The organism is Xanthomonas massiliensis (assembly GCF_900018785.1).
GTDB classification, from domain to species: Bacteria; Pseudomonadota; Gammaproteobacteria; order Xanthomonadales; family Xanthomonadaceae; genus Xanthomonas_B; species Xanthomonas_B massiliensis.
This window is the reverse complement of record NZ_FCOY01000006.1, coordinates 906,788-928,171: the sequence shown is the minus strand read 5'-3', so window position 1 is coordinate 928,171 and position 21,384 is coordinate 906,788. Positions and strand designations below refer to the sequence as shown.

General features: G+C 72.1%; 17 protein-coding genes, 2 tRNA genes and 1 pseudogene. 10 read left to right on the top strand and 10 right to left on the bottom strand.

What is annotated here, in order from left to right; genetic code table 11:
- Window positions 1–166 precede the first annotated feature (166 nt).
- Window positions 167–2,596, top strand: coding sequence for a membrane-bound PQQ-dependent dehydrogenase, glucose/quinate/shikimate family (locus BN3794_RS07195; RefSeq protein WP_066095378.1), 2,430 nt, complete (start codon window positions 167–169; stop codon window positions 2,594–2,596).
- A gap of 252 nt (window positions 2,597–2,848) precedes the next feature.
- Here the strand turns inward: BN3794_RS07195 and BN3794_RS07190 are convergent.
- The 3 genes from BN3794_RS07190 to BN3794_RS07180 form a co-directional block, all read right to left on the bottom strand.
- Window positions 2,849–2,925: transfer RNA gene (locus BN3794_RS07190), tRNA-Arg, on the bottom strand.
- Window positions 2,926–3,051: 126 nt separating this feature from the next.
- On the bottom strand, window positions 3,052–4,008 hold the full coding sequence (locus BN3794_RS07185; protein WP_066095375.1) for a 3-hydroxyacyl-CoA dehydrogenase NAD-binding domain-containing protein: 957 nt from the start codon (window positions 4,006–4,008) through the stop codon (window positions 3,052–3,054).
- A gap of 98 nt (window positions 4,009–4,106) precedes the next feature.
- Entirely contained in the window at window positions 4,107–4,769 is a 663-nt protein-coding gene (locus tag BN3794_RS07180; protein ID WP_066095372.1) for a TetR/AcrR family transcriptional regulator, read from the bottom strand.
- Window positions 4,770–4,921: 152 nt separating this feature from the next.
- On the opposite strand from BN3794_RS07180, the gene BN3794_RS07175 reads away from it, so the two are divergent.
- The 5 genes from BN3794_RS07175 to BN3794_RS07155 are packed head-to-tail and all read left to right on the top strand — an operon-like array spanning window position 4,922 to window position 11,431.
- Window positions 4,922–6,085, top strand: coding sequence for an isovaleryl-CoA dehydrogenase (locus BN3794_RS07175; RefSeq protein WP_066095369.1), 1,164 nt, complete (start codon window positions 4,922–4,924; stop codon window positions 6,083–6,085).
- Window positions 6,082–7,689 carry a carboxyl transferase domain-containing protein gene (locus tag BN3794_RS07170; RefSeq protein ID WP_066095366.1) on the top strand — a complete coding sequence of 536 codons (1,608 nt, stop codon included), beginning with the start codon at window positions 6,082–6,084 and terminating at the stop codon, window positions 7,687–7,689. The genes BN3794_RS07175 and BN3794_RS07170 overlap by 4 nt, the downstream gene beginning before the upstream one ends.
- A 9-nt stretch (window positions 7,690–7,698) precedes the next feature.
- Window positions 7,699–8,490 (top strand): enoyl-CoA hydratase-related protein, encoded by a 792-nt coding sequence (locus BN3794_RS07165; RefSeq protein WP_066095359.1) that lies wholly within the window; start codon window positions 7,699–7,701, stop codon window positions 8,488–8,490.
- A complete protein-coding gene (locus BN3794_RS07160) occupies window positions 8,490–10,475 on the top strand; it encodes an acetyl/propionyl/methylcrotonyl-CoA carboxylase subunit alpha (RefSeq protein WP_066095355.1) in 1,986 nt (661 codons plus the stop codon). Before BN3794_RS07165 ends, BN3794_RS07160 begins: the two co-directional genes overlap by 1 nt.
- Before the next feature lie 5 nt (window positions 10,476–10,480).
- Window positions 10,481–11,431: a hydroxymethylglutaryl-CoA lyase gene (locus BN3794_RS07155; RefSeq protein ID WP_280524932.1), complete on the top strand. Its 951-nt coding sequence runs from the start codon at window positions 10,481–10,483 to the stop codon at window positions 11,429–11,431.
- A gap of 443 nt (window positions 11,432–11,874) precedes the next feature.
- On the opposite strand, the gene dmeF is transcribed toward BN3794_RS07155, so the two are convergent.
- Window positions 11,875–12,840: a CDF family Co(II)/Ni(II) efflux transporter DmeF gene (gene dmeF, locus BN3794_RS07150; protein ID WP_066095349.1), complete on the bottom strand. Its 966-nt coding sequence runs from the start codon at window positions 12,838–12,840 to the stop codon at window positions 11,875–11,877.
- Window positions 12,841–12,893: 53 nt separating this feature from the next.
- Between dmeF and BN3794_RS07145 the strand changes: the two genes are divergently transcribed.
- Complete coding sequence (locus BN3794_RS07145; protein WP_066095347.1) at window positions 12,894–13,166, top strand: metal/formaldehyde-sensitive transcriptional repressor; 273 nt, start codon at window positions 12,894–12,896, stop codon at window positions 13,164–13,166.
- Window positions 13,167–13,220: 54 nt separating this feature from the next.
- A complete protein-coding gene (locus BN3794_RS16315; RefSeq protein WP_147675688.1) occupies window positions 13,221–13,478 on the top strand; it encodes a hypothetical protein in 258 nt (85 codons plus the stop codon).
- Between the two features lie 202 nt (window positions 13,479–13,680).
- On the opposite strand, the gene BN3794_RS07140 is transcribed toward BN3794_RS16315, so the two are convergent.
- Window positions 13,681–13,767 (bottom strand) — tRNA-Leu (locus BN3794_RS07140).
- A 142-nt stretch (window positions 13,768–13,909) separates the two neighbouring features.
- Here BN3794_RS07140 and BN3794_RS07135 point away from each other — a divergent pair.
- Window positions 13,910–14,290, top strand: coding sequence for a response regulator (locus BN3794_RS07135; protein ID WP_066097134.1), 381 nt, complete (start codon window positions 13,910–13,912; stop codon window positions 14,288–14,290).
- 441 nt (window positions 14,291–14,731) lie between these two features.
- Here the strand turns inward: BN3794_RS07135 and BN3794_RS07130 are convergent, their stop codons facing one another.
- Both BN3794_RS07130 and BN3794_RS07125 read right to left on the bottom strand, forming a co-directional pair.
- A complete protein-coding gene (locus BN3794_RS07130) occupies window positions 14,732–17,092 on the bottom strand; it encodes a Tex family protein (protein WP_066095344.1) in 2,361 nt (786 codons plus the stop codon).
- A gap of 94 nt (window positions 17,093–17,186) precedes the next feature.
- Complete coding sequence (locus BN3794_RS07125; protein ID WP_066095341.1) at window positions 17,187–17,411, bottom strand: hypothetical protein; 225 nt, start codon at window positions 17,409–17,411, stop codon at window positions 17,187–17,189.
- A 125-nt stretch (window positions 17,412–17,536) separates the two neighbouring features.
- On the opposite strand from BN3794_RS07125, the gene BN3794_RS07120 reads away from it, so the two are divergent.
- Complete coding sequence (locus BN3794_RS07120) at window positions 17,537–18,748, top strand: NAD(P)/FAD-dependent oxidoreductase (RefSeq protein WP_066095339.1); 1,212 nt, start codon at window positions 17,537–17,539, stop codon at window positions 18,746–18,748.
- Here the strand turns inward: BN3794_RS07120 and BN3794_RS07115 are convergent.
- The 3 genes and pseudogenes from BN3794_RS07115 to phaE all read right to left on the bottom strand — a co-directional run bounded on the left by BN3794_RS07115 (window position 18,655) and on the right by phaE (window position 21,380).
- Window positions 18,655–19,189 (bottom strand): annotated as a pseudogene (locus BN3794_RS07115) (hypothetical protein). The gene BN3794_RS07120 and the pseudogene BN3794_RS07115 overlap by 94 nt on opposite strands.
- Window positions 19,190–19,305: 116 nt before the next feature.
- A complete protein-coding gene (locus BN3794_RS07110) occupies window positions 19,306–20,376 on the bottom strand; it encodes a class III poly(R)-hydroxyalkanoic acid synthase subunit PhaC (protein ID WP_066095336.1) in 1,071 nt (356 codons plus the stop codon).
- A complete protein-coding gene (gene phaE / locus BN3794_RS07105) occupies window positions 20,373–21,380 on the bottom strand; it encodes a class III poly(R)-hydroxyalkanoic acid synthase subunit PhaE (protein WP_078059636.1) in 1,008 nt (335 codons plus the stop codon). The genes BN3794_RS07110 and phaE overlap by 4 nt, the downstream gene beginning before the upstream one ends.
- Between the last annotated feature and the right edge of the window lie 4 nt (window positions 21,381–21,384).

The window sequence follows — 21,384 nt, the reverse complement described above, 5'->3', positions numbered from 1 at the left end:
CACCGGATCCCGCCAGCGCAATCGACGGCATTTCGCACGCCAGGGTCCGCAATCAACACTGGGCCACGTCCAGTCCCCGATCTATGCGCGACACGTTCGCGGCCACGCGCAGCGCTGGCATGACCGTGACCGTCGCCCACGACCTCCCCCCCCCGGAGAATTATTTATGATCGAATCCCTTCCTCCACGCCGCGCAGGCGCCTGGCGCGCCATCCCCCGGCTGTTGCTCGCCCTCATCGTCCTCGCCACCGGCGTGGCGCTGGGCTACGGCGGCATCGCGCTGCTCAAGCTCGGCGGCTCCGCCTATTACCTGATCGCCGGCCTGGCCTACCTGGCACTGGGCGTGCTGGTGCTGCTGCGCCACCGCTGCACCGCCGCCTTCTCGCTGCTGGTGTTCCTCGCCACCGCCGTGTGGGCGCTGCTGGACACGCCGCGCTTCGGCTACTGGGAGCTGCTGCCGCGGCTGGTGTTCCCGGCGCTGGTGCTGATGATGACCTTGTGGTCCGGTGCCGCCTATCCGGGCGTGTCGGCCATCACGCGCCGGCTGGGCAACACCGGCGCACTGGCCACCTTCGTCGCGCTGCTGGCCACGCTGGTGGCCGCGTTCTTCCCGCACGGCACGATCTCCAACCCGGTGGCCATCACCGCCGATCCGGCCGCCGCCAAGGCCTCTGCGGCCAACCCGGGTGACTGGGAGTTCTTCGGCCGCAATGCCGCCGGCACGCGCTTTGCGCCGTTCGAGCAGATCACCCCGGCCAACGTCGACCAGCTGCAGGTGGCGTGGACCTACCGCACCGGCCGCCGCACCACCGGTTCGGGCACGGGCGTGGACGAAAACACGCCGCTGCAGATCGGCACCTCGCTGTATTCGTGCACGCCGGAAAACCGGGTAGCCGCGATCGACGCCGATACCGGCAAGGCGATCTGGACGTTCGATCCCAAGGCACACACCGCCGAGCACGTGACCTGCCGCGGCGTGGGCTATTACGACATCGACAAGGACGCCAGCCTCGACGCCGCGCAGAAGGCCGCGTACACCGGGCAGGCCTGCCGCCGCCGCATCCTGGTGTCCACCGTCGATGCGCGCCTGTTCGCGCTGGATGCCGCCACCGGCGCGCAGTGCCCCGGCTTCGGCCAGAACGGCGTCGTGGACCTGAAGCCCCACATGGGCCCGGTGGAGGGCAGCAAGCGCTACCATCCGACCTCGATCCCGGTGGTGATGGGCCACCTGGCCGTGATCGGCGGCTGGGTGCGCGACATCATGGAAGGCGAGCCTTCCGGCGTGGTGCGCGCCTACGACGTGCGCGACGGCTCGGAAGCCTGGGCCTGGGACGTGGGCAAGCCCAACGAACTGGCCAAGCCGGGCGAGGACTACACCCTGGCCACGCCGAACGTATGGACCATCCCGACCTACGACCACGCGCTGAACCTGGTCTACCTGCCCACCGGCAACGGCCCGCCCGACTACTGGGGCGGCAGCCGCAACCCGGCCAAGGAGAAGAACGGCTCGGCGGTGATCGCGCTGGATGCCGCCACCGGCAAGGTGCGCTGGGTGCGCCAGCTGATCCACCACGACGTGTGGGATTACGACCTGCCCTCGCAGCCGGTGCTGCACGACGTGACCGATGCGCAGGGCCGCAAGGTGCCGGCGCTGATCCAGACCACCAAGACCGGCCAGATCTTCGTGATGGACCGACGCACCGGCGAGTTCGTCACGCCGGTTGAAGAACGCCCGGTGCCGACCACCCCGCACGCGCAGGGCGACACCCTGTCGCCGACCCAGCCGTTCTCGGTGGGCATGCCGATCATCGGCGCCGACACTCTCACCGAGCGCTCGATGTGGGGCATCAGTCCGTTCGACCAGCTGTATTGCCGCATCAAGTTCAAGGACTCCAACTACCAGGGCGCCTTCACGCCGCCCAGCGAGAAGCCCTACATCGAGTGGCCCAGCCTGCTGGGCGGCATGAACTGGGGCGGCGTGTCGATCGACGAATCGCGCAACCTGATGTTCGTCAACGACATGCGCATGGCGCTGCGGATGCAGCTGATCACCCGCGAGGATGCCAGGAAGTTCAAGGTGTCCACCGACGAAGTGCCCGGCTTCATGGGCACCATCCGTCCGCAGCTGGCCGGCCCCTATGGCGGCGTGAAGATCGACATCCTGCAGTCGCCGCTGGGCGTGCCCTGCGTGGACCCGCCGTTCGGCACGATGAGCGCCATCGACCTGACCACCAGGAAACTGGTGTGGCAGGTACCGCTGGGCACCGTGAAGGACACCGGCCCGCTGGGCATCAAGACCCGCCTGCCGATGCCGATCGGCATGCCGACCCTGGGCGGCCCCACCTCGACCGCCTCGGGCCTGGTGTTCTTCGCCGGTACGCAGGACTACTACCTGCGTGCGCTGGACGCGGCCACCGGCAAGGAAGTGTGGAAGGCGCGTCTGCCCGTCGGTGCCGTGGCTGCGCCGCTGGTGTACGTTTCGCCGAAGACCGGCAGGCAGTACGTGGTGATCTCCGCCGGCGGCACCAGCCATTCGCCGGACGTGGGCGACTACGTGATCGCCTACGCGCTGCCGGATTCTGCCGGAAAGCAGTAGATTCCCAGCATCACGAATGGCCCGATCGGCATTCGTCGCGCAACAGCTGTCACGGCCAGCCCCAAGGCTGGCCGTGACACGGGGGATTGGTTCATCCATGTCCGCCAGAGCCCAGCTCGCGTCGCGCGATCGCCGGTATGGCGGTGGTGCTACCCCTGCAACGGCAGGCGACATGGAGATCCGCACCCGGGCATTGGGCAGGCCCGCCCCCCGGCGGCAGCGGGACGGTCCGGCCTAATCCCCCGGTTTTATTGGTGGCCCCGACACGATTCGAACGTGCGACCTGTCCCTTAGGAGGGGACCGCTCTATCCAGCTGAGCTACAGGGCCGAGGCCGCGCAGTTTAGCAGCGCGCGCACCGGTGCCGGAACCGCGACCGGTCCCTGGTCGGGCAGGCGGCCGCCGCCGGCACGCGCGCATCGCCGGCCCGGGCACGTTTCCCCGGGCTCTTCCTTCCTAGGGATCCGCCTTGTCCTCGTCCAGTGCCTTGAGCCGGCGCAGCAGGGCGCGATCGCGCCGGGCGATGGCGTGCTCGAAGCTGGCCGCGTCCGGCGTGCCGAAGGCATCGATGAGCATGGCGCGGGTCGGCGCGTCCAGGTGGGCGGTGCCCAGGTCCGCCCACCAGGTCTCCACCGCCGGGCCGAGATGGTCGAGAAAATGGGCCATGCCGCCGGGACCGCCGCCCAGGTTGAACACCGCGCTCTGGCCCATGATCGCCCAGCGTTGGCCGGGCCCGGCCGACACCGCCAGGTCGATGTCGGCAACCGAAGCCACGCCCTCGCGCGCCAGGTGGATCGCCTCGCGCCAGATCGCCGCCTGCAGGCGGTTGGCGATGTGCCCGGTCACCTCCTTGTGCAGGCGGATCGGGGTCTTGCCGAGGGCCGCGTAGAAGGCCATGGCCGCCGCGACGGTGGCCTCGTCGGTAGCCCGTCCCGGCACCACTTCCACCAGCGGCACCAGGTGCGGCGGGTTGAACGGATGGCCGACCACCAGCCGCTGCGGGTGCGCCATGCCCTGCTGCAGTTCGCTGGGCATGATCCCGGAGGTGGACGAGGCGATGATCGTCTCCGGGGCCAGCGCCGATTCCAGGCGCGCATAGGTGTCGCGCTTGACCTCGATGCGCTCGGGTGCGTTCTCCTGCACCCAGCCGGCGCCGCGGGCCGCCTCCTCCGGGCTGGCGCAGAACGTCAGCGCAGCCAGTGCCTGCGCCGCGTCGCGGCCGCCGCTGCGCCCCAGCGCGGCCAGCGCCGGCCAGGCCTCGACGACCGCATCGCGCAGGCGCTGGCCGGCCCCCGGCGCCGGATCGCTGGCGCGCACCGCCAGCCCGTTGGCCAGGAACAGCGCGACCCAGCTCGCGCCGATGGTGCCCGTGCCGATCACCGCCACCGTCTGCGGAAGCCCTGCCTCGCCCATCGTCGATCTCCTCGGTTGTTGCGTTGAATGAAGGCAGCCCCGGAGGGCCCCGCCGGCCACGATGGTCCGCGACCGGGAACTCTGGCGTGAATGCCGGGCTATCCCTGGCCGGCCGCAGGCACGGCCCGGGCACCCTCGCGGACTGCGGCTTCATCCGCCGCTCCGGCCAGGCGCAGGCAGGTGGCGCGGATCGCGCCCACCAGGATCTCGGGGTCGCCGCGGCGTTGCCACTGCGGGGCGGTCGGGCCGACCAGGGCCTCGGTGAAGGCGCCGACCAGGCAGGCGGCGGCGACCTCGGTGTCCTGCGCCGGGAAGGCGCCGGCGGCCACGCCTTCGTCCAGCAACGCCTTGAACACCGCGCCGAAGCGGCGCCGGCCGCGGATGCGCGCGGCATCCACCTCGGCATCCACCGGCTCGGCGATGAAGGCCCAGGCCAGCGCCGGGCCGGCCAGGGCGCGGCGCACGAAGCTGGCCACCGCCAGGCCCAGGCGTTCGGCCACCGGCTGCGGCCCGGCGGCGATGTCCTGCAGGATGGCGATCTCGGCGGCGATCGCCGCGTCCAGCACCTCCACGAACAGCTCGGCCTTGGACGGGAAGTGCCGGTAGATCAAGCCGGTGGACACCCCCGCCGCGGCCGCCACCGCCGCCACCGGCGCGCCCCGGAAGCCCTCGCTGCCGACCAGCCGGCGGGCGGCCTTGAGGATGCGCTGGCGGTTGTCGGCCAGGCGCCGCTCCATCAGGCCCGAGCGCTTGTAGACCATGGTCGTGATTCCGGTTTCATTCCATGAATCATGATTCACTTTTTCTCCGGGCTGCGCTAGCCTGCCCGGCATCAGGCATGACTCCCCCACACATGCCGGTCGCCGCCCGATCCGGGCGGTGCCCGTTCCCGTGTGGCCAAGGAGACCCGACCATGCCCGTCCCGACGCTGGATTTCGCCCTGGGCGAGGAGATCGACGCCCTGCGCGAGGCCGTCCGCGCCTTCGCCGCCGGCGCGGTCGCCCCGCTGGCCGAGGCCGCCGACCGCGACAATGCCTTCCCCGCCGCGTTGTGGCCGCAACTGGGCGAGATGGGCCTGCTCGGCCTGACCGTGGAGGAGCGCTACGGCGGCGCCGGCCTGGGCTACCTGGCCCACGTGGTGGCGATGGAGGAGATCTCGCGCGCCAGCGCCGCCATCGGCCTGTCCTACGGCGCCCATTCCAACCTGTGCCTGAACCAGCTGCGCCGCCACGGCAGCGAGGAGCAGAAGCGCCGCTACCTGCCGCGGCTGTGCCGCGGCGAGCACGTCGGCGCGCTGGCGATGAGCGAGCCCGGCGCCGGCTCGGACGTGGTGTCGATGAAACTGCGTGCCGAGCGCCGCGGCGACCGCTACCTGCTCAACGGCAGCAAGATGTGGATCACCAACGGTCCCGACGCCGACGTGCTGGTGGTCTACGCCAAGACCGATCCGGCCGCCGGTGCGCGCGGCATCACCGCCTTCATCGTCGAGAAGGGCTGCGCCGGCTTTTCCGCCGCGCAGAAGCTGAACAAGCTCGGCATGCGCGGCTCCAACACCTGCGAGCTGGTGTTCGCCGACTGCGAGGTGCCGGCCGAGAACGTGCTCGGCCGCGAGGGCCAGGGCGTGCGCGTGCTGATGTCCGGCCTGGACTACGAGCGCACCGTGCTCGCCGGCGGCCCGCTGGGGATCATGGCCGCGTGCCTGGACGTGGTGCTGCCCTATGTGCGCCAGCGCCGCCAGTTCGGCCGGGCGATCGGCGAGTTCCAGCTGATGCAGGCCAAGATCGCCGACATGTACGTCGCCCTCAATGCCGCGCGTGCCTACGTATACGCGGTGGCGCGCGCCTGCGATGGCGGACGCACCACCCGCCGCGATGCCGCCGGCGCCATCCTCCTCGCCGCCGAGAAGGCGACCTGGTGCGCCGGCCAGGCGATCCAGGCGCTGGGCGGCAACGGCTACGTCAACGATTCGCCCACCGGGCGGCTGTGGCGCGACGCCAAGCTCTACGAGATCGGTGCGGGCACCTCGGAGATCCGGCGCATGCTGATCGGCCGCGAGCTGTTCGAGGATGCGGCATGAGCGTGATCGCCTCCCGGATCCAGACCGGCTCGGATGCGTTCCGCGCCAACCGGCAGGCGCTGCTGGCGCAGGTGGAGCAGCTGCGCGCCGCCACCGACCGCGCCGCGCTGGGCGGCAGCGAGGCGGCGCGGGCCCGCCATGCCGCGCGCGGCAAGCTGCTGGCGCGCGAGCGCGTCGATGCCCTGCTCGATGCCGGCGCGCCGTTCCTGGAACTGTCGCCGCTGGCCGCGCACGGCATGTACGAGGACCAGGTGCCCGGCGCCGGGGTGGTCGCCGGCATCGGCCGCGTGCAGGGGCGCGAATGCGTGATCGTGGCCAACGACGCCACCGTCAAGGGCGGCACCTACTACCCGATGACGGTCAAGAAGCACCTGCGCGCGCAGGAGATCGCGCTGCAGAACCGCCTGCCCTGCCTCTACCTGGTCGATTCCGGCGGCGCGTTCCTGCCGCTGCAGGACGAGGTGTTCCCGGACCGCGACCACTTCGGCCGCATCTTCTACAACCAGGCCCACCTGTCGGCGCAGGGCATCGCCCAGGTCGCCTGCGTGATGGGCAGCTGCACCGCCGGCGGCGCCTACGTGCCGGCGATGAGCGACGAGACCGTGATCGTCAAGGACCAGGGCACGATCTTCCTCGGCGGCCCGCCGCTGGTGAAGGCCGCCACCGGCGAGGTGGTCAGCGCCGAGGACCTGGGCGGGGCGGACGTGCACACGCGCATCTCCGGCGTGGCCGACCACCTGGCCGAGGACGACCACCACGCGCTGGACATCGTGCGCCGCATCGTCGCCAACCTCGGCGCGCGCACGCTGGCGCCGCTGCCGATGCAGGCGCCGGAGGAACCGCGCTACGACCCGGAGGAGCTGTACGGGATCATCCCCGCCGATGCGCGCAAGCCGTACGACGTGCGCGAGGTGATCGCGCGCATCGTCGACGGCTCGCGCCTGGACGAGTTCAAGGCCCGCTACGGCACCACCCTGGTCGCCGGCTTCGCCCACGTCCACGGCATGCCGGTGGGCATCCTCGCCAACAACGGCATCCTGTTCTCCGAGAGCGCGCTCAAGGGCGCGCACTTCGTCGAACTGTGCAGCCAGCGCGGCATCCCGCTGCTGTTCCTGCAGAACATCGCCGGCTTCATGGTCGGCCGCCAGTACGAGAACGGCGGCATCGCCAAGGACGGCGCCAAGCTGGTCACCGCGGTGGCGACCACCTCGGTACCGAAGTTCACCGTGCTGATCGGCGGCTCGTACGGGGCCGGCAACTACGGCATGTGCGGGCGCGCGTACTCCCCGCGCCTGCTGTGGAGCTGGCCGAACGCGCGCATCGCGGTGATGGGCGGCGAGCAGGCCGCCAGCGTGCTGGCCACGGTGCGCCGCGACGCGCTCCAGGCGCAAGGCCAGGCCTGGAGCGCGCAGGAGGAGGAAGCCTTCAAGGCCCCCACGCGCGCGCGCTTCGAGGCCCAGTCCAGCCCGTACTACGCCACCGCGCGGCTGTGGGACGACGGCATCGTCGACCCGGCCCGGACCCGGCGCCTGCTCGCCCTGGGCCTGGCCGCCGCGCGCAATGCGCCGATCGAACCGACGCGCTTCGGCGTGTTCCGCATGTAGGGGCCCGCGATGACCGGACAGGACATCCTGCAGATCGAGCGCACCGGCGCGGTGGCCACCGTGTGGCTGAACCGGCCGCAGGTGCACAACGCCTTCGACGAACGCCTGGTCGCCGCGCTCACCGTCGCCGTCGAGGAAATGGCGACCGATGCCGGCGTGCGCGTGCTGGTGCTGGGCGGCCGCGGCAAGAGCTTCTGCGCCGGTGCCGACCTGGACTGGATGCGGCGCATGGCCGGCTTTTCCCGCGCCGACAACCTGCGCGACGCCACCGCGCTGGCGCGGCTGCTGCAGGCGCTGGCCACCTGCCCCAAGCCGACCGTCGCGCGCGTGCACGGGGCAGCGCTCGCCGGCGGCAGCGGGCTGGTGGCCGCCTGCGACATCGCCATCGCCACCCCGCAGGCCAGCTTCGGCACCACCGAGGTGCGGCTGGGACTGGTGCCGGCCACCATCGGCCCGTACCTGGTACGCGCCATCGGTACGCGCGCGGCGCAGCGCTATTTCCTCACCGGCGAGCGCTTCGGCGCCGACGAGGCCCAAAGGCTCGGGCTGGTGCACGAAGTGGTCGCCGCCGAGGCCCTGGATGCGCGCATCGGGCAGCTGGCCATGGCGTTGCTGGCCGCCGCGCCCGGCGCGCTGGCGCAATGCAAGCGGCTGATGGTCGACGTGGCCGGCCGGCCCATCGACGCGGCGCTGGCCGCCGACACCGCCGCGCGCATCGCCGAAGCCCGGGCCGGCGACGAGGCGCGCGAAGGCATCGCCGCCTTCTTCGCCAAGCGTTCGCCGCACTGGGAGGTGCCGTGATGTTTACCAGGCTCCTGGTCGCCAACCGCGGCGAGATCGCCTGCCGGATCATCGCCACCTGCCGCCGGCTCGGCATCGCCACCGTCGCCGTGTATTCGGATGCCGATGCCGGCGCGCGCCACGTGCGCCTGGCCGACGCGGCCGTGCGCATCGGCCCGGCACCGGCGCGCGAGAGCTATCTCGACGCGGCGGCGGTGATCGCCGCTGCGCGCGCCACCGGGGCGCAGGCGATCCACCCCGGCTACGGCTTCCTGTCGGAGAACGCCGGCTTCGCCCGTGCCTGCGCGGCGGCCGGAATCGCCTTCGTCGGCCCGTCGCCACAGGCGATCGAGGCGATGGGATCCAAGGCCGCGGCCAAGACCCTGATGCAGGCCGCCGGCGTGCCGCTGGTGCCCGGCTACCACGGCCAGGACCAGGCGCCGCAGCGCCTGCGCGAGGAGGCCGTGCGCATCGGCTGGCCGGTGCTGGTCAAGGCCAGCGCCGGCGGCGGCGGCAAGGGCATGCGCGTGGTCGAGCGCGAGGTCGATTTCGACGCCGCGCTGGCGGCATGCCGGCGCGAGGCCGCCGCCAGCTTCGGCGACGACCGCGTGCTGCTGGAGAAGTACCTGCTGCGTCCGCGCCATGTCGAGGTGCAGGTGTTCGGCGATGCGCACGGCAACGTGGTGCACCTGCACGAGCGCGACTGCTCGGCCCAGCGCCGCCACCAGAAGGTCGCCGAGGAGGCGCCTGCGCCGGGCCTGGATGCCGCCTTCCGCGACGCCATCGGCCGGGCCGCGGTGGCGGCCGCGCGCGCGGTGGACTACGTCGGCGCCGGCACCGTGGAATTCATCGTCGATGGCGACGGCACGTTCTGCTTCATGGAAATGAACACCCGCCTGCAGGTCGAACACCCGGTGACGGAAATGATCACCGGCCTGGACCTGGTGGAATGGCAACTGCGCGTGGCGGCCGGCGAGCCGCTGCCGCTGGCGCAGGACGCGATCCCGCTGCACGGCCATGCCATCGAGGTACGCGTCTACGCCGAGCGGCCGGCACAGGATTTCCTGCCCGCGACCGGGACCCTGGAGGACCTGCGCATGCCGGCCGCACCGCCGCACGTGCGCGTGGACAGCGGCGTGGACCGGGGCGATGCGATCGCTCCGTACTACGACCCGATGATCGCCAAACTGGTCACCTGGGACACCACCCGCGAGGCCGCGATCGCGCGGATGCTGGGCGCGCTGCGCGGCCTGCGCATCGTCGGCGTCGACCACAACCTGGGCTTCCTGGCCGCGCTGGTGGACCATCCGGCATTCCGCGCCGGCGGCTTCGACACCGGCCTGATCGAGCGCGAGCTGCCGGCACTGCTGGCGGCCGCGGACACGTTCGACCCGCTGGCACCGCGGCTGGCCGCGCTGTGGCGCCTCGATCTCGAGGCCCGCCAGGCGCAGGCGGGCGACCCGCACGATCCCTGGGCGCGGGCCGATGGCTGGCGCATCGCCGGTGCGGCGCATCGCACGCTGTGCTTCGAGGATGCGCATGGCGCCGCGCATGCCGTGGCAGTGGATTACCCGGCACGCGGGCACGGCCTGCGCCTGGACGGCGAGGCGGCAACGCTCGCCAGCCGCGACGACGACGGCTTCGGCTGGCGCCTGGGCACGCGCGGCGGCCACGCGGCGGTGGTCGAAGGCCGCGACGGCGGCGTGCACGTGTTCACCGCGGCGGGCGAGACGGTGCTGCACCGGCACGATCCGCTGGCCCGGCCGGGCGCCGGCCACGACGCCCAGGACGGCCTGCTCGCGCCCATGCCGGGGCGCATCGTCGCCGTGCACGTGGAGGCCGGCCAGGGGGTCGAACCCGGCACCCCGCTGCTGGTCATGGAAGCGATGAAGATGGAATACACGATCAACGCCCCGGCACGCGGCCGCGTGGCGTGCTGGCGCTGCGCGGTCGGCGACCAGGTGGCCGCGCAGGCCCCGCTGCTCGACTTCGAGGCCGCGCCATGAACGCCCTGCCCGACCGCGTCAGCCTGGTCGAGGTCGGCCCGCGCGACGGCCTGCAGAACGAGCCGGGCCAGGTGCCCACGGCCACCAAGCTCGCCCTGGCCGAGCGCCTGGCCGACGCCGGGATGCGCCGCATCGAGGCCACCGCCTTCGTCTCGCCACGCTGGGTGCCGCAGATGGCCGACCACGATGCGGTCATGCGCGGGGTGACACGGCGCACCGGCGTGGCCTGGTCGGCCCTGGTGCCCAACCTGCGCGGCCTGGAAGCCGCCCTCGCCGCCGGCGCGCAGGAAGTGGCGGTGTTCGGCGCCGCGTCCGAAACCTTCTCGCAGCGGAACATCAACTGCTCCATCGCCGAGAGCCTGGCCCGCTTCGCACCGGTGGTGGAGCGTGCACGGCAGGCCGGCGTGCCGGTGCGCGGCTACGTCTCCTGCGCCATCGCCTGCCCTTACGATGGCGCGGTCGCGCCCGCCGCCGTGGCCACGGTCGCCGCGGCCCTGCACGAGATGGGCTGCTACGAGATCTCCCTCGGCGACACCATCGGCGTGGGCACGCCGGGCGAGGTGATGCGCATGCTGGAAGCCGTCATGGCCCGGGTGCCGGTGCGCCGGCTGGCGGGCCACTACCACGACACCCGCGGCCAGGCGCTGGCCAACATCCTGGCCTCGCTGCAACTGGGCGTGACCGTGTTCGACAGCGCGGTGGCCGGGCTGGGCGGCTGTCCCTACGCCCCGGGCGCATCCGGCAATGTCGCCAGCGAGGACGTGGTCTACATGCTCGACGGGCTCGGCATCGCCACCGGCGTGGACCTGCCGCGCCTGGTCGAGGCCGGCACGTTCATCTGCTCGGCCCTGGGCCGGCCGACCCGCTCGAAGGTGGCCAGCGCCCTGGCGGCGCGGCCCCGGGCCGGCGATATTCCCGCGGCGGACACGGGCGAACCCGGTCCCCCTGCGCCGTAGCCCGTCGTGCACCTGGTCCACGCCATCGTGCCGGGGACCGCTTCGCGGCCGGGTACCGCGTCACCCGCCTGTGGCTTTCGACAGTGCGACTCCGGCCCCGCGGGCCGCACGGGAAGCGCCCCCGCGCCATGTCCTTGCGGCGTGTGCACAGGCGGACTGCCCTCTGGATCGCTCTCGCAAACGGGGGCGCTCCGGTCCTCGTCCAGCCTTGTACCCGGGGCTCCCGCCATGCCGCCGCCGGACCTGGCGCCGCGCGCGGCCGTGGAAACCGCTACGCCGGCGACAATCGCCGATGGTGCCGCTGCAGGTGGACGGCACCGTGGTGGCCGAGATTCGCGGTCACTACGTCGCCGCCGCCGATGGGGCAGTAGGACACTCCCTTCATGCGCCCGGGGAATGCCGGCCTGAAGCCGACAGGAACCGATGGCACCGGCCACGCATCCTCAAGCGACGGCCGCTTCCACGCGGATGACCTCGATGGTGAGGTGCACCAGTTCCTCGTGGACGGCCAGTTCCCGGCGGAAGTCGTCGGCGCTCCAGCCGGCCGTGGTGAGCAGCGCGACCGCCGCGGCATACTTGCCGCGTCCCACCTTCCACACATGCAGGTCGGTCAGCCGCGCCGGCACGCGGCCGGCCTCGATGACCTCGCGGATTTCCTCCACCACCGGATCGTCCATCTCGGCATCGAGCAGCACGCGCCCGGACGCGCGCAGCAGTCCCCATGCCCAGACCGTGACCAGCACCGCGCCCAGCACCCCCATCAGCGGGTCGAGCCAGGCCGCGCCGAAGAACAGTCCCCCCAGCAGGGCGACGATCGCCAGCACCGAGGTGGCGGCATCGGCGACGACGTGCAGGAAGGCCGAATGCTGGTTGATGTCGTGCTGCTGCCCATGGGCATGCGCGTGGCCGTGGCCGTGGCCGTGGCCGTGTGCATGGTCGTGCGTGTGGTCGTGGTCGTCGCGCAGCCACCAGGCGCAGACCAGGTTGACCACCAGTCCCGCCACCGCGATCGCGATGGCCTCCCGGTAGTGGATCTGCGCGGGCTGGAACATGCGCTCCACCGACTGGAAGGCCATCAGCGCGGCGACCACCAGCAGCAGCACCGCGCTGGTGTAGCCGGCCAGCACCTCGATCTTCCAGGTACCGAAGGCGAATCGCCGGTCGCCGGCATAGCGGCGCGCGCAGGCATAGGCGAAGGCGGACAGCCCCAATGCCAGCGCGTGGGAACTCATGTGCCAGCCATCGGCCAGCACCGCCATCGAGTTGAACCACCAGCCGCCGCCGATCTCGACGACCATCATGGCCAGGGTGAGCCACATCGCGCGCCGCGCGCCACGCTCGGCCAGCGCATTGCCGCCGTCGAAGACGTGGGAATGCCGCCGATCGGCGGCCAGGACATCGAGTTGCATGCCGGCAAGGACCCCATTCGATTGATACCCCCCCAGGGTATATCATCCGGATCATGTCGCACACTTCCCACGCCAAGCAGGCATTGCTGAAACGCGTCCGGCGCATCGCCGGCCAGGTCGCCGCACTGGAGAAGGCGCTGCAGGCTGACGAGGACTGCGGCAAGGTGCTGGTTCAGATGGCCGCCGCCAAGGGTGCGATGCAGGGCCTGATGATGGAGGTGCTGGCCGGGCAGATCAGCGGGCACCTGGCCGATGAGGCCGATGCCGAGCGGCGGCGCCAGGAGGCGCAGGCGCTGGTCAAACTGCTGCAGACCCACCTGAAATAGCCGGGCGCGATGGCGCCTGCACGCGGGAACGGCGAGCCGGGCCGGTCCTGCCGCATGGCTTCCGTCGCGGCCATCGGCCCACATCGGCGCGCTGGCTGCCTCGCCGGCGAAGCCCGCGACGAGCCCCGCCGTCCGGAGCAGATGTTGCGTGCGGATTCCGCGCCGGTATTCCTCATGCAAGGCGACGGCATCGCGGTTGCGCGTCACGCCATGCGCCCTGGCCTTTTCGACGCAGCTCCGTCGCCGGCCGCGCATGCGACCTGCCGGCAACATGCCGTCTGCCGCCGCGGCCAGGCCGAGCGGGATCATTGAAGGTTGAAGGAAAGGCAGGAAACCACGGCGAACGAGCGCAGGAATTCCGCGGCATCGCCCCCCGATGCCCCGTAGCGTCTGGCGGCGAGGACGCCAGCCTGAAGGAACAGGCGATCATGCCGTGCGGCGACCGCATCCCATTGCCTGCCGGCAACGCCCCACGGCCGTGCCACGACGGCAGCAAACGGGCGATGCGGGGACCTGGTGCCGGAGGTGGGACTCGAACCCACACGCTTTTAAGGGCGGCGGATTTTGAGTCCGCTGCGTCTACCGATTCCGCCACTCCGGCGCGGCCGCGCAGTATAGCCCAGGCGCCTGCGCCGACAACATGCTGAATCGTTCAACGAGCCGTTGCCGAAAGTGCTTCCGGTGGGGGCCCATGGCGCTTTTATACTCAGACGTCGCAAGCATGAATGGGCAGGAAGGTCCGGATGGCGCTGCAAGGGTTGCGGGTGCTGGTGGTGGAAAACGACGAGATGAACGCCACGCTGCTGGAGCTGCAACTGGCCCAGTTCGGTGCCCAGGTCCTGGGCCCGGCGGGTACGGTCGCTGCGGCCCTGCAGCTGGCCGGCAGCGGCAATCCCGATCTGGCCGTCCTCGATTTTCGCCTCGGCGGCGGCGAGACCAGCGAGGCGGTGGCCACGCACCTGGTCACCGCCGGCATCCCGTTCGTGCTGGCCACCGGGCTGGCTGCCGATGCCCTGCCCCGCACCTTCGGTGCCGGCGTCGTGCTCGCCAAGCCCTACGACAGTGCCGAGCTGCGCCAGGCCCTTGTCGACGCCCTCGCCTGGCGCACGCCTTCGGCGAACTGACGGTCGGCATCCGCTTGCCGAGGCGAGGCCGCGACGCACGGCGATTTCCGTGCGGTCGCGGGTCGTGGGCGGCGGCATGCTGGCGGGCCGGCTTCCGGATACGGCCGTGCCGCTGAACGCGACAATCTCTTCCAACGTTCCGGACCGTCCCCGGTCTTGCCTGCAACCTTTGCTCCGGCCACCCCGGCACGTTCACGCACCCCGGCGCGGGAATGCGCCTGTCCGGACTCTGCGCTGCAAGGCTTCGCCCCCTCCAATACCGGCTCGACGATGGCGTTGCCCCGGCTTTCGCACCGGCGCACCAAGGCCCGGTAGTCCGCGCCCATGCCGGCGTCTGCCACCCGGCACGTCCCGACCCACGTACGGTCCTCGAGGCTGGCCGCATCCCGCCGCGCCCCTTTCCTCCAGGGCGGCGCGGCACGCCGCCGCCCTGGAGGAAGCTCAGCCCTTGCGCGCCCGCGCGAAGGCCTGGGCCAGGGCGTTGTCCGGAGGCGGTGCGGCGGTACGCGGCTTGCCGCCACCGTCACCGCCCGCGCCGCGGCCGGAAGTGCGCCCATCGGGGCGCGCACGGTCGGCCATGGGGCGCTCGCCCGCACGCGAGGTCGGCGCACCTGGCTCGTCGCTCATGCGCCGGGTCAGGGCGATGCGCTTGCGCGCCACGTCCACCTCCAGCACCTTCACCTTGACGATGTCGCCGGCCTTGACCACGTCGCGCGGATCCTTGACGTAGCTGTCCGACAACGCGGAGATGTGCACCAGCCCGTCCTGGTGCACGCCGATGTCCACGAACGCGCCGAACGCGGCGACGTTGCTGACCACGCCCTCCAGCACCATGCCGGGGCGCAGGTCCTTGATGTCCTCCACGCCCTCGGCGAACTGCGCGGCCTTGAACTCCGGGCGCGGGTCGCGGCCGGGCTTCTCCAGCTCCTTGAGGATGTCGCGCACGGTCGGCACGCCGAAGCGCGCGTCGGTGAACTGCTCCGGCTTGAGCGCGCGCACGAAGCCGCCGTCGCCGATCAGCGCCTTGATCGGCTTGCCGGTCGCCGCGACGATGCGCTCGACCACCGGATAGGCCTCCGGGTGCACCGCCGAGGCGTCCAGCGGCTCGTCGCCGTCGGCGATGCGCAGGAAGCCGGCGCACTGCTCGAAGGTCTTCTCGCCCAGCCGCGGCACCTTCAGCAGGTCCTTGCGGCGCTTGAACGGCCCGTTCTCGTCGCGATGGCGCACGATGTTCTCGGCCACTCCGGAGGAAAGCCCGGACACGCGCGCCAGCAATGCGGCCGAGGCGGTGTTGACGTAGACGCCGACGGCGTTGACGCAGTCCTCGACCCGCGCCTCCAGGGCGCGCGCCAGGCGGAACTGGTCCACGTCGTGCTGGTACTGGCCCACGCCGATGGCCTTGGGCTCGATCTTGACCAGCTCGGCCAGCGGATCCTGCAGGCGCCTGGCGATGGATACCGCGCCGCGCAGCGACACGTCCAGGCCGGGGAATTCCCGGGCCGCGAACTCGGAGGCCGAGTACACCGAGGCGCCGGCCTCGCTGACCACCACCTTCTGCAGCTTCAGTTCCGGCGCCGCCTTCATCAGGTCGGCCACCAGCCGGTCGCTCTCGCGGCTGGCGGTGCCGTTGCCGATGGCGACCAGCGCCACCGCGTGCCTGGCGCACAGCGCCTTGAGCACGGCCAGCGAACGGTCCCACTCGCGGCGCGGCTCGTGCGGATAGATGGTGGCGGTATCGACCAGCTTGCCGGTGGCATCGACCACGGCGATCTTGCAGCCGGTGCGGATGCCCGGGTCCAGCCCCAGGACCACGCGCGGGCCGGCCGGCGCGGCCAGCAGCAGGTCCTTGAGGTTGTCGCCGAACACGGCGATGGCCTCGGCCTCGGCCTTCTCGCGGGCCTGGTTGAACAGGTCCAGCAGCAGGTGCATGTGCAGCTTGGCGCGCCAGGTCAGGCGCGCGGCCTGCAGCAGCCAGGCATCGGCCGGGCGCCCGCGGTCGGCGACGCCGGCGCGTGCGGCCACCCGTCCCTCGGCCTGGCGGTGGCCGGCCTCGGGGTCGCCGCCCGGCTCCAGGTCCAGGTACAGCACCTCCTCGCGGCGGCCGCGGAACAGCGCCAGCAGGCGGTGCGAGGGGATCTTCGCCAACGGTTCGGCATGGTCGAAGTAGTCGCGGTACTTGGCGCCGGCCTCTTCCTTGCCCTCGGCCACGCGGGCCCGGATCATGCCGCACTCGCCCAGCCACTGGCGCAATTGGCCGACCAGCTCGGCATCCTCGCCCCAGCGCTCCATCAGGATCGCGCGCGCGCCCTCCAGCGCCGCCTTGGCGTCGGCCACGCCCTTGCCGGCATCGACGAAACCGGCGGCGAACGCCTCCGGCACCCGGGTCGGGTCCTGCAGCAGGCCGTCGGCCAGCGGCTCCAGCCCGGCCTCGCGGGCGATCTGCGCCTTGGTGCGGCGCTTGGGCTTGTACGGCAGGTACAGGTCTTCCAGCCGCGACTTGCTGTCGGCGGCGGCGATCTCGGCCGCCAGTTCGTCGCTGAGCTTGCCCTGCTCGGCGATGCTGGCCAGGATCGCGGCGCGGCGCTCCTCCAGCTCGCGCAGGTAGGTCAGGCGCACTTCCAGGTTGCGCAGCTGGGTATCGTCTAGGCCGCCGGTGACCTCCTTGCGGTAGCGGGCGATGAACGGCACCGTCGCGCCTTCGTCCAGCAACGCGACGGCGGCGTTGACCTGGGCGGGCTGGGCGCCGATCTCGGCGGCGATGGTCTGGGCGATCTGCTGGGCGAGCTTCCTGTCTTCTTGCATTGCGACAACCGGTACCACGGGAGGAAAGCCGCCATTCTGGCAGCCCCCTCCCCGGCACGCACCGGTTGACAGGCGCGTGCGGGCCGGTCCGGCCTCAGGCCGGGCGCTGGCGGTGACGGCGCAGGTGCTCGCGCACGCCGTCCTCGTCCAGGGTTTCCAGCGCCATCACCCGCAGTCGCGGGCCGCCATGCACCTGCAATCGCCGCTCCACGTAGATCTCCCGGCCGGCCTCGCCCTCGGTCATCGACTTGGTGAAGCCGTAGGGCATCACCCCCTTCTCGCCGTCCCGGCTGCCGCCCACGTAGAGCACGATCGACATGAATACACTCCCGTTCCAACTACGGAGGACAGGGTAGGCGAGCGATCGTTACAGCTGCATGCAAATTGCCTCAGCAGCCCGTAAAGCTCACGGCCGTTTCACCCTGGAGTGGGCCTGATGGGTTCATGGACCTGAAGAGCGGCTATCCCTTCTGGGCGGTCAGGAACGGCCTGATGCTGGCCTTCCCGCCCCTGGAACACGACCTCGCCTGCGACGTGGCGGTGATCGGCGCAGGCATCACCGGCGCCCTGGTGGCGGACGAGCTGGTCCGGCACGGCCACGATGTGGCGGTACTGGAACAGCGCGACGTCGGCTGGGGCAGCACGTGTGCCAGCACGGCGCTGCTGCAGTACGAGATCGACGTGCCGATGACCGGGCTGGCCGAGCGCCACGGCGAGGCGGCCGCGGCCCAGGCCTACCTGGCCTGCCTGCACGCCCTGGACGAGCTGGCCGAACGGGTCCGCCCGTTCCGCGACGTGGATTTCGCCCGTTGCCACAGCCTGTACTTCGCCAGCCGCGGGCGCGATGTCCCCGGCCTGGCCGACGAGCTCGCCCTGCGCCGGCGCCACGGCATCGCCGTGGCCGGGTGCGACCGCGGCGAGCTGCACGAGCGCTTCGGGGTGGCAGCGCCCGCCGGCCTGCTCAGCCGCGACGCGGCCCGGGTCGATCCGTACCGGTTGACCTACCGGCTGCTGGCGCGCTGCCGGCGCGCCGGTGCCCACGTCCACGACCGCACCGAGGTGGTGGAGGTGCGTCCCGGGCGCGGCTGCATGCACCTGCGCACCGCAGAGGGCGTGAACCTGCGCGCCGGCCACGTCGTGGTGGCGGCCGGCTACGCCGCCCAGCACTGGCTGCCGCGGCCGGTCGCGCGCAACCGCAGCAGCTATGCCTATGTCACCGATCCCCTGCCCGCCGCGCGGCTGGGCGCGCTGTCGCGGACCATGATGTGGGAGACCGCCCGGCCCTACCTGTACCTGCGCAGCACCGGCGACGGCCGCCTGGTGGTGGGCGGGGAGGACGATGCGGTGGACATCCCCGCGCGCCGCGACCGGCGCGTCGCGCGCAAGGCGGCACGGCTGGAACGCAAGCTCGCGCGGCGGTTGCCGGGACTGGAGGCGGAACCGGCCTTCGCCTGGGCCGGCACCTTCGCCGAGACCGATGACGGCCTGCCGTTCTTCGGCGCCCACCCCGCGCTGCCGCGACGGATCCTGTTCGCCATGGCCTACGGCGGCAACGGCATCACCTACAGCACGATCGGCGCCGGCATGCTGCGCGCGGCGATCGAGCGCCGCCGCCATCCGCTGGAACGCCTATTCGGCTTCGCCCGTCTCGGCTGAGCCGGCCCCGGGCCACCAGCCGCGCCCGATGAGTGCGTAGCGGTCGGCCGCGCGCTCGAACGGATTGCGCACGTGGGCCCCGCCGCACGCCAGGTACACCGGCACGAACAGCGGGCCGAGCACCAGGTACTGGAAGACATGGGCACGCTCGTGGTCGCCCAGCCGCACCCGCGGGTGGCGGCAGCGCCCCGCGCGGTGCTCGTAGGTCGCGCAGGCCATATCCAGGCTGGCGCCCTTGAGCAGGATCACGTTGCCCAGGGTCATCGCCCCGCCCGGCCCCCACGGCCAGTGCCGGAATACCAGCGCGCACTCGCGCGGCTGCCAGCCCACGCGCGCACCGGCGGCCATGCCAGCCACGCCCAGCAGCAGGCCGGCCAGCGTGTTCGGCAGGGTCCACAGCGCGCCCAGCACCTGCGCCGTGCGCAGGACGCTCAGGCGCATCGCCGCCGCTCCCGGCGCCGCCTCCGGTGCCGGATCGGCCCATGCCGGCACGCCGTCGCCAGGGAAAACGGAGGGGTGCCTGTCATCGTCGATACCCGTGGCGGCAAGCGCCGGCCTCAACCGTCGTGGCGGCGCAGCCAGGCGTGGATGGCCGGCGGCACCTCGCGCTGGGCGCGCCCGGAGACATAGATGCCGATGTGGCCGCCGCGAAAGCCCAGCTCGGCATAGTCGTCGCTGCCCACCAGTCCGCCCAGGGCACGCGAGGCGTCCGGCGGCACCAGGTGGTCCTGCTCGGCGTAGATGTTCAGGATCGGCATGTCCAGCGCCTGCAGATCGACCGCCTGCCCGGCGATGCGCACGTCGCCGGCGACGAAGCCGTTGTGCTGGTAGAAGGTCTGGATGAACTCGCGGAAGGCCTCGCCGGCCAGGTCGGGCGAATCGAAGATCCATTTCTCCATGCGCAGGAAATCCTCCAGCGCCTCGCGGTCGTCGAGGATGTCCAGCATGCCCACGTACTTCTGCAGGTTGAGCCGGAACGGCTTGAGCATCAGGTAGCTGGCATTCATCAGGTCGGCCGGGATGTTGCCCAGCGTGTCGACCATCAGGTCCGCGTCCAGCGCCCGTGCCCAGTGCCCGAGCATGTTGTCGGGGGTGTGGAAGTCCACCGGCGTGACCATGGTGACGAGGTTGCGCACGCGCGGGCGGCGCAGGGCCGCATAGCACAGCGCGAACACGCCGCCCTGGCAGATGCCCATCAGGTCGATCGCCGGCAACCCGGCATGGCGGCACAGCCAGCGTACCGCCCCGTCCAGGTAGCCCAGCAGGTAGTCCTCCAGGGTCAGGTAGCGCTCGGACCGGTCGGGATAGCCCCAGTCCAGCACGTACACGTCCTCGCCCTGCTCCAGCAGGCGCCGCACCAGCGAGCGGTCGGCCTGCAGGTCCACCATGTACGGGCGGTTGACCAGGGCATAGACGATCAGCAACGGCACCCGCGCGCTCGGCGGGCGCTCGCCGACGAAACGGTAGAGGACGACCTTGCCGTCGCGCCAGACTTCCTGGCGCGCGGTGGCGCCGTAGTCCACCTCGCCCACCTGCGCCAGCAGGCGCAACCCTTCGCCCAGTCGCCGCTGGGCCCGCAATGCCTCCGCCAGCAGGCGCTCGGGGTCCAGGTCCAGGGGGCCGTTCATGGCGCCGGCTTGCGCCGGGCCGGCCGGCGCGGCGCAGCCCCCTTGGGCGCCGCGGGCGGAACCGTCCGGCGCGTACGCCGCCGCGGCCTGGGCTCGGGCGGCGGCGGTGGCGGTTCGTTCCGTTCGAGCTGGTCGCGCAGGCGCCGCAGTTCGCGTTCCAGTTCGGTGATGCGCCGGTGCGCGCTGTCCATCTCGGTGCGGGTCGGCACGCCCAGCGGCTCGGCGATGCGTTCGACCTCGGCCTGGATGGCCGCGCGCAGGCGCATCTGCGCGTGGGCGAAATCGGCATGGGCCTGCTGGAAGCGTGGCGACAGCGCGACCTGGGCGTAGGCTTCCTCGGCCGCGTCGATCCACAGGTCGAACAGGGCGCGCACGCTGTCCAGCCGCGTGCCCGGTGCCTCGTGCTCGGCCAGGCGCCGCTCGAACAGGGCGAAGCCGGCCTCCAGCGCCTGCCGCAGCTGTTCCAGGTAGGCATCGGCCGCGGACTGGTAGGCCTTCTGCGCGTCGGCCAGGCGTTGCCAGCGCGCATGGTCGTTGCGTCCCAGCCCCAGTCCCGGCAGGTCCAGCCAGGGCGCGCCGGCGGCGCGCCATTGCGCCAGCCAGCGCGACATGCGTTCCAGCCAGGGGTCCCAGCTGGCCTGGCCGGCCTGGCCCAGCCAGCGCAGCCAGTCGGCCTCCTGGCCGCGCACCGCCTGGCGCCAGGCCGCGGCGATCTCGGCACCGGAAGCCTCGCGGCCGGCGAAGCGCGAGGCCACCTGCTGCATCAGCGCGAACCAGTGCGCGGCGGGCCCGCCCAGGCCCTCGGCGGCGGCCTCCGCCCCGGGCGTGCCGAGCTGCTGCAACAGCTCGCGCCAGGTCCGGAACATCGCCTCCCAGTCCGGCGCGCCTTCGCCCGCCGGTGCGGCGGCCGAAGGCGGCTCGCGCAACGCACTGGTCCACGCGCCCCAGTACTGGCGCGCGAGCGCTTCCCAATCGACAGGACCGTCGGATTCGTGGCTGGCCATCGTC